This is a genomic window from Streptococcus sp. SGI.013 (genome assembly GCF_050315295.1).
Classification (GTDB): domain Bacteria; phylum Bacillota; class Bacilli; order Lactobacillales; family Streptococcaceae; genus Streptococcus; species Streptococcus porcorum.
Genome location: NZ_JBNPOS010000103.1, coordinates 1 through 382 on the forward strand (window position 1 = coordinate 1; position 382 = coordinate 382).

At 41.9% G+C, this 382-nt stretch carries 1 pseudogene; it reads left to right on the top strand.

Going from position 1 to position 382, the window contains the following annotated elements:
* A pseudogene (locus ACQRDX_RS09565) lies at positions 1–382 on the top strand (heavy metal translocating P-type ATPase); the annotation flags it as partial.

Genomic DNA, 382 nt, shown 5'->3' on the forward strand with positions numbered 1-382 from the left:
AAATGAAGCTCTTTTGACTGGAGAATCAAAAGCAGTAAAAAAAGGCCCTGGCGATGAAGTAATCGGGGGCTCAACAAATGGAGAAGGGGTTCTTTATATTAAAGTGAATGAGACAGGTGATCAATCCTTCATCTCTCAAGTTCAGAATTTAATCAGCCAAGCTCAAAGTCAGCCTTCCAGAGCAGAAAATATTGCTCAAAAGGTTGCAGGGTGGCTCTTCTATATTGCTGTTCTTGTCGCGCTAATTGCTTTTGTAGTGTGGATTATTATTGGAGATATCCCAACGGCAGTTATATTTACTATTACTACATTAGTTATTGCTTGTCCGCACGCATTGGGTCTGGCTATTCCATTGGTAACCGCCCGTAGCACAAGCTTAGGC